We start from the raw sequence: 7,446 nt of genomic DNA on the forward strand, positions 1-7,446 counted from the left end.
CACCTGGCCGCGCCCGCCAGCGCCGCCGATGCGCTGGTGCTCGACACCCAGGGCCTGGCCATCGAGGCCGTGGCCGCGGGGCCCCACGCCGGGGGCCCCGCCCTGGCCTGGGAGTTGGGCCCCGACGACCCCGTGCTCGGCCAGGCCCTGCGCATTGCCCTGCCGCCGGGCACGGCGGCCGTCACTGTTAGCTACCGCACGGGGCCCGGCGCGGCGGCCTTGCAGTGGCTGGCCCCGGGGCAAACGGCCGGCACCGAGCCGTTCCTCTTCACGCAGTCGCAGGCCATTCTGGCGCGCACCTGGCTGCCGTGCCAAGATTCGCCCGGCATCCGCTTCACCTACGAAGCCACCGTGCGGGTGCCACCCCACCTGCTGGCGCTGATGAGCGCCGAAAACCCACAGCGCCTTGAGGCGAGCGGCACCTACCGCTTCCGCATGGCCCAGCCCATCCCGGCCTACCTCATGGCCCTGGCTGTGGGCGACCTCGCCTTTGCCCCGCTCAGCGGGCGCACCGGCGTGTACGCCGAGCCGGCCACGCTGGCCGCGGCCACCTACGAGTTTGCCGACCTGGAGCAAATGGTGGCCACCGCCGAGCAGCTCTACGGGCCCTACCGCTGGGAGCGCTACGATTTGCTGGTGCTGCCGCCCAGCTTTCCGTTCGGAGGCATGGAAAACCCCCGGTTAACATTTGTAACTCCCACCATTCTAGCCGGTGACCGCAGCCTGACGAGCCTAGTGGCCCACGAGCTGGCCCACTCGTGGAGCGGCAACCTGGTTACAAATGGAAACTGGAACGATTTCTGGCTAAATGAGGGCTTCACGGTGTATTTCGAGCGCCGCATCATGGAACAGCTGTACGGCCGGCCTTACGCCGACATGCTCCAGGTGCTGGGCCGCGCGGCCCTCGCCCACACCATTGCCGAGCTGGGTCCCACCAGCCCCGACACCCACCTGCGCTTGCACCTGGCCGGCCGCGACCCCGACGACGGCCTCACCGAAATTGCCTACGAGAAAGGGTGCGCTCTGCTCCTGGCATTGGAGGCCCGGGTGGGCCGCCCCCGCCTCGACGACTTTATTACGGAGTACTTCGCCCGCTTCAGCTTCCAGGCGATGAGCACCGACGCCTTCGTTGCGTACCTGCGCACCGAACTGCTCGACGCCACCCCCGGCCTCGAAGCCGACGTCGAACTGGCCGCCTGGGTAGATGGCCCTGGCCTGCCCGCGGCGGCGGTGCCTGTAGCCGCTGCTCGCTTCGCGGCCGTGGACGGGGCCCTGGCCCAGCTGGCCGCCGGCACCGCGCCGGGCGCCCTCGCCCCCACCACCGCCGGGTGGAGCAGCCACGAGTGGGTACACTTTCTCGGCGGTCTCCCGCCCACCCTCTCGGCGGCCAGCCTCGGGGCCCTCGACGACGCGTTCCACTTCACGGCCTCGGGCAACGCTGAACTTTTAGCGGCGTGGTTTCCGCACACCGTGCGGGCCGGCTACGGCAGTGCCGACGTGGCGCTGGAAAACTTCCTGCTCCGCGTGGGGCGGCGCAAGTTCATCGTGCCCCTGTACCAGGCGCTCCTGGCCACGGCCGGGGGCCCCGCCCGCGCCCGCCGGCTCTACGCTGCCGCCCGCCCCAACTACCACGCCGTGGCCACCACCACCCTCGACGCGCTCCTGGCCGAGGGGCCGGCGGCGGGCGCTGCTACTCCTTATATATAGGGTGCATTCTGAACGCCGGGAATTGGGCACTCAATTTGGGCCGGTCTGGGGCCCTAGCGACCGGGGTGGCAAGAGCCGGTGGGCAACTGTAGCAGTTTATGTGCGGGTTTGCCCGCGGCTGGCCCGACCTTTGCCGCAACCAGCTCAACCCCGGGGCCCCGCCCCGGTTGTTATTTTTTCAGTTGACATTTATTTCCGTTGAAAACCACTCATCCCCTGGGCAAGCTCATCGCCATTGGCGGCAACGAAGACAAGGGCACCTATCCCAATCCCCGCACCCGCCGCCAGTACTACCTGAATTTTTTCGAGCTGGGCATCCTCAAGCGCGTCGTGTCCGAGTCGGGCAAAGACGACCCGCGCATTGAGGTCGTCACCACCGCTTCCATGATTCCGCAGGAAGTGGGGCCCATTTACACGGCCTCCTTCGCTATGCTCAACTGCCACAACGTGGGCATCATGGACATCCGCACCCCGGCGGACGCCCGCCAGCCCGAGTACCTCGACCGTCTGCTGGCCGCCGATGTGGTCATGTTTTCGGGCGGCAACCAGGGCCGCCTGCGCGAGATGTTCGGCGAAACCGATTTCCTCGACGCCATGCTGCGCCGCTACTACGCCGAAACCCACTTCGTGATTGCCGGTACCAGCGCTGGGGCCATGGCCATGTCGCAGCACATGATCCGGGGCGGTTCCGTGCCCGACGCCTTGCTCAAGGGCGCCGTGAAGATGGGCCCCGGCCTGGGCCTGCTCCCCTCCGCCATCGTCGACTCGCACTTCGTAAAGCGCGGCCGCTTCGGCCGCCTCATCGAGGCCGTGAGCCTCTATCCCAAGCTCATCGGCATCGGCCTGGGCGAAGACACCGGCGTACTCATCACCGGCGGCAACTTGGTCGAAACCATCGGCTCCAACCTCGTCATCATCCTCGACGGCCACAACATCGTGCACAACAATGCCGCCGCCGCCAAAAAAGGCACGGCCTTATCCATCGAAAACCTCACCATGCACGTGCTAGCCAAGGGCAACGTATACCACATCGATGAGCGGAAATTCTACGTCAGCCAGGCTTCCTAAAGGCAAACCCTGTTAGCTATCATTTTTAATTACATTTATTTTAATTAATTTTATTATATACTTAATTATTTAAATAGCTTGTTTCCGTACCTCAGCGGTAGCCATTCTATGGCTACGCTGAGGCATTTTTATTACTCCTACTATCACAGCGCCGTGCATTCCTTAATGGCCCCCCAGTGAGCGGTGCGGCAACCAGCAATGGGAGCAACTGAATTGGCAGCTCTATGCAGAGGGCTAATAGGTTAAGAGACAATAAGGGGCCTGTTATCTACCTCGCGCCCTCTACTGTCCTGGCACAGGGCACCTGCTGACCCTACGCCGCGCTTAGGCAACTGCGGGTGCGTAATCTGAATGTAGCCGGCCACTTATTTTCTGTAGAAAACAAAACGAATTAAATGCTACATCTACAGATTCTATGACGCTTAAATTATTTAGCAAATCTTGTTATAATTATATTATTTGTAAAACAACACAATTCTTTGCCTATGTTTTTGTTTAGTTTGATTTGACCCGCCCCTATCAAATATGGATGCTATCGATGCTGACAGCCCAAAAAAGGGCAAAATATCGCTCTCACCGCGGCTGGTACACCCCTTATTTAGGTAAGCCGCAGCTACTTGTTCGGGCCGCGTGGCCGTCGTTTTCGGAACCGCTTCTCTCACGTACCAGCAACTGAACGAGCGCGCCTGCCGCCTCTGCCAGGCCGTGCTGCACCACGCGCCCGCGGCCAAATTTGTGGGCATCAGCACCACTCGCGGCCTGGACATGGTAGTGAGCGTGCTGGGCGTGCTAAAGGCGGGCAAGGCCTATTCGTCGCTCGATCCCACGTACCCAGGGCCGCGCCTGCAGCAGTTTGTCGGCAGTGCCCACCTGGAAATATGCTTGGCCCCTACGGCCGAAACGGCACTTTTCGCGGCGCTCGGCTTGCGCGTGGTGGCCGACGCAAAGTCTTCCGCGCCGGCCAGTAGGGGCCCCGCGCCTGGCCTACGTGCTGTTCACCTCCGGCTCGACCGCCCCCCTACACTAGGGGCCGCTTGGTGGGCTAGCTGCCCGGCGGTAGCATGCTGTCGGTGCGGCTTGCGGCTGACGGGCTCGCCGCGCTGCTACCCGCGAGCCTATCGGGGCCGTGGCGAAATTTGCCCGCCTGCTCGACGCCCAGGAAATTCTCGGTGAGCACAATTTATTGTTTGCTCCACCCCACAATGTTGAAATTGCCAATACGCTGCAAAACGTGCTAGACAGCTATAACTAGTCAGCTGACGCAATTAATTACGGGACCCAGCGGTTTAATAAATAGCCACCAATGCCTCGCTTTGCTCCGTTAGGGTGGCCCGGTACATGCCTTCCGAGTTGAAAGGCAATGCCAAATTGCCCAAGGCGTCGACGGCAATGAGGCCACCCTCGCCGCCGGCCGGGGCTAGTTTGTCGTGCACTACCACACGGGTAGCTTCGGCCAGGCTCAAGCCGCGGTATTCCATCAGGCAGGCCACGTCATGGGCAGCTACAGCCCGGATGAAGTACTCGCCGTGCCCGGTGCAACTGATGGCGCAGCGGGCATCGGCCCAGGTGCCGGCCCCAATGAGGGGCGTGTCGCCGATGCGGGCGTAGCGCTTGTTGGTCATGCCGCCGGTGCTGGTGGCGGCGGCGAGGTGGCCGCGGGCGTCGCAGGCCACGGCCCCCACGGTGCCTTTTTTCCAGTTCGGGTCGGCGGCGGGCGCGGCGGCGTGGTCTAGCTGCATGCGGCCGGCGGCAATGGCCTCCTGGAGCTGGTCGTAGCGCTGCTGGGTGAAGAAGTACGCGGGCGGCTGCACGGGCAGGCCGTACTCCCGGGCCAACTCGTCGGCGCCGGGGTAAGCCAGCAGCACGTGCTCGGTGGCGTCCATCACGAGGCGGGCAGCACGGATGGGGTTTTGCACCTGGCGCACGCCGGCCACGGCCCCGGCGCGGCCGGTGCGGCCGCAGGCCAGGGCGGCGTCCATTTCGTGGTGGCCCTCGTGGGTGAACACGGCCCCGCGCCCGGCGTTGAACAGCGGGCAGTCTTCGAGGCTACGCACGGCGGCCTCCACGGCGTCAAGGGCGGGGCCCCCACCGGCCAGCACGGCGTAGCCGGTGGCCAGCGCCGCTTGCAGGGCGGCGCGGTACTGGGTTTCGGCGGCGGGCGTGAGGGCGGCGCGGGCAATGGTACCGGCGCCGCCGTGGATGGCCAGGGCGAGCATAGGGAAGCTTTTATGGAAGGAAAAGGCGAACGGTAGCAAAGGTAACGGGCCAGCGGCGGGGGCCCCGTGCCAGCCAAAATCGGGCAAAACAGGGATTTTTTTCGTAGGTTTGATGTTCTAGTTTCAACCCTACCAAAAGACCAAGTTTTATGGCTTACGACGTAACCGGCCGCCTGATTGAGATTTTCGACGAGCAGCAAATCAGCGAGAAATTCCGCAAGCGCGAGTTTGTGCTGGAAGTGCAAGATGGCCAATACCCCGAGCAAATCAAGTTCCAGCTGGTGATGGATAAAACCAGCCTAGTGGACCAGTTTAAAGTGGGCGACGAGGTGAAAATCGCCTTTAACTTGCGTGGCCGCGGCTACAACAAAAACGGCCAGATGATGTACTTCACCAACCTGGAAGCCTGGCGCATCGAGCCCGCTGGTGCCGCCCAAGGTGGTGGCGGCGCGGCCAACTACGGCGGCCAGCCCCAGCAGCAAGCCGCCCCGCGCCCCGCCGCTCAAAACCAGAACCCCACCCTGCGGGCTCAGCCTTCGGCCGCCCCCATCGCCAGCGACGACGACAACGACCTGCCCTTCTAGGCTGTTAGCTGTTAGCTGTTAGCTGTTAGCTCGTTACTCGGTCAGATTGAACCGGGTTTGCGTAAAAGCGAGAAGATTATTGAAACGTGCCGCTCCAGTTTTGCCGGGGCGGCACGTTTTGTTTGCGGCCCGCGTATAGGGGCCCATGGAGTTAGCCGAGATGATTGCCCGCGGCGAGGGTGAAACGCTGGAGTTTAAGCAGAAAACCACCCACGTGCACCGCATTTCGCGCACGTTGGCCTCGCTGGCCAACACGCGCGGGGGCCACGTACTGGTTGGCGTCGACGATGCGGGCCGGGTTGTGGGCGTGCGCGATGCCGAAGAGGAGCTATTTGTGCTGCGCGATGCTGCAGTTCACCATATTGAGCCACCGCTGATGGACCTGCACTTCCGCGAGGTGGAGGCCGACGGACGTACGGTGCTGGTGGTAACGGTGCCCGAAAGCCCTGCCAAACCCCACCGGGCCCAGGTGGCCCCCGGCGACTGGCGCGGCTACGTGCGGGTGCGCGACCAGAGCGTGCAAACCAGCCGCCTCACCGAGCAAGTACTCGAACGCCAGGCCCCTCCCACCGATACTGAACCGCGCTTCGAGCGCATTCCGCTAACCCGGCACGAGTTAGCAGCCATCGAGTACGCCAAAACCCACCCCCGCCTCACGCTGCCGCAGTTCATGAAATTGGTAAATTTTGGCAAGCGCCGCGCTTACCAAACGTTGATAAAACTGGTACTGCACGGCTACCTGCGCTACCACGACAAGGAAAAGGAGCCCTACTACACCGTCTGAACCACGGATTTATCGGATTAGCCGGATTCGTCGAATTTTGGGGACGATCACCATTTGACGATTCTAGACACAAAAAAGCCCGTTGAAACGGGCTTTTTTTGTGTTGGCAGGACAAGGATGCGGAAAGCAATTATCGTAAAATCCGACGAATCTGATAAATCCGTGGTTCGGATTTAGTCCTGGCGCATGTCTTTTTGGCGCTTCTTCTCGTCTTTTTCCACTTTTTTCTCTTTAGTGGTTTTAGCGGGCTCTTTCTTTTTCTCTTTGCGGGCGTCGGTGCTCTTGGCCATGGTTGAAAAGCAGGGTTAGGAATGGAAACGGGTGGAAAACGCGGCCGAGTGCCGCGTGTTGTGTGAGGCGAAGGTAAAAAATCTTTGGAATTTATTTACGAGTGCAGCACCGGGGCATACCGCTCGTGGAACACATGCAAGTGGTGGCGCTCGTGGCCGGGCAGGATGAATAGCAGCGCCCGCACCGTCACGGCTGCCCCGTTGGCAGTGCCGCGCCGGTCGAGCTGCACCTCCGTGAAGCCCTCGAACAAGGCCAGCGTGGCGGCGCGCGTGGCGGTGTATTCGGCCAGCAAGTCGCTCATCGAGCGGGCGTTGGCATCGCTGGTGTCGGCGTAGGCGTTTTCATCAAAGCCGGCTAGCTCCTGGTTATCGGCGCGGGCGAAGCGCAGGGCCCGGTAAGTGAACACGCGCTCGGCATCGGCCAAGTGCAGCAGCACCTGCTTGGGCGTCCACTTGCCGGGGGCGTAGGCGGTGAGGGCCTGGGCTTCGGTGAGGGCCCCGAAGGTGGCCTGTACCTCGGCGGTTTGGCTGCGCAGGGCCGTCAGCGGGTCGTGGCCAACGGGCACCAGCGCCACGTAGTTTTCGTAGAATGGGGCAAAATCGCCGGCTTCGGGGCGGGTGGTGGGCATGGCGGCGGGGGTTGTTGCAAATAAAACGGGCGGGGGCCCCACGGCGTGGTGGGCCGGCGGCGGCTGGTTGATGCTGGCCGGCACCGCCGCCACGGCCGCCGACAAAGCCAGCGCGGGGGCCAGGTGCGGGTCGAGATGCAGGCGCACCCACGGGGCAGCGGGCGGGCG

At 63.1% G+C, this 7,446-nt stretch carries 6 protein-coding genes and 1 pseudogene; 5 read left to right on the forward strand and 2 right to left on the reverse strand.

What is annotated here, in order from left to right:
- The 3 genes and pseudogenes from BEN49_RS07740 to BEN49_RS25495 all read left to right on the forward strand — a co-directional run.
- A partial coding sequence (locus BEN49_RS07740) for a M1 family metallopeptidase (RefSeq protein ID WP_070742467.1) occupies positions 1 to 1,707 on the forward strand: 1,707 nt, incomplete at its 5' end.
- 198 nt (positions 1,708 to 1,905) lie between these two features.
- A complete protein-coding gene (locus tag BEN49_RS07745; protein ID WP_070742468.1) occupies positions 1,906 to 2,775 on the forward strand; it encodes a cyanophycinase in 870 nt (289 codons plus the stop codon).
- 621 nt (positions 2,776 to 3,396) lie between these two features.
- A pseudogene (locus BEN49_RS25495) lies at positions 3,397 to 3,948 on the forward strand (AMP-binding protein); the annotation flags it as partial.
- 113 nt (positions 3,949 to 4,061) lie between these two features.
- Here BEN49_RS25495 and BEN49_RS07750 read toward each other — a convergent pair.
- Positions 4,062 to 4,991 carry an isoaspartyl peptidase/L-asparaginase family protein gene (locus tag BEN49_RS07750; protein WP_070742469.1) on the reverse strand — a complete coding sequence of 310 codons (930 nt, stop codon included), beginning with the start codon at positions 4,989 to 4,991 and terminating at the stop codon, positions 4,062 to 4,064.
- 149 nt (positions 4,992 to 5,140) lie between these two features.
- Between BEN49_RS07750 and BEN49_RS07755 the strand changes: the two genes are divergently transcribed.
- Both BEN49_RS07755 and BEN49_RS07760 read left to right on the forward strand, forming a co-directional pair.
- On the forward strand, positions 5,141 to 5,575 hold the full coding sequence (locus BEN49_RS07755) for a DUF3127 domain-containing protein (protein ID WP_070742470.1): 435 nt from the start codon (positions 5,141 to 5,143) through the stop codon (positions 5,573 to 5,575).
- Between the two features lie 145 nt (positions 5,576 to 5,720).
- Positions 5,721 to 6,359 carry an AlbA family DNA-binding domain-containing protein gene (locus BEN49_RS07760; RefSeq protein WP_070742471.1) on the forward strand — a complete coding sequence of 213 codons (639 nt, stop codon included), beginning with the start codon at positions 5,721 to 5,723 and terminating at the stop codon, positions 6,357 to 6,359.
- Positions 6,360 to 6,744: 385 nt separating this feature from the next.
- Here the strand turns inward: BEN49_RS07760 and BEN49_RS07765 are convergent.
- Positions 6,745 to 7,446: DinB family protein (locus BEN49_RS07765; protein WP_239691865.1), on the reverse strand; the 702-nt coding region annotated here is incomplete at its 5' end.

The sequence above is a fragment of the Hymenobacter coccineus genome (assembly GCF_001816125.1).
Lineage (GTDB): Bacteria > Bacteroidota > Bacteroidia > Cytophagales > Hymenobacteraceae > Hymenobacter > Hymenobacter coccineus.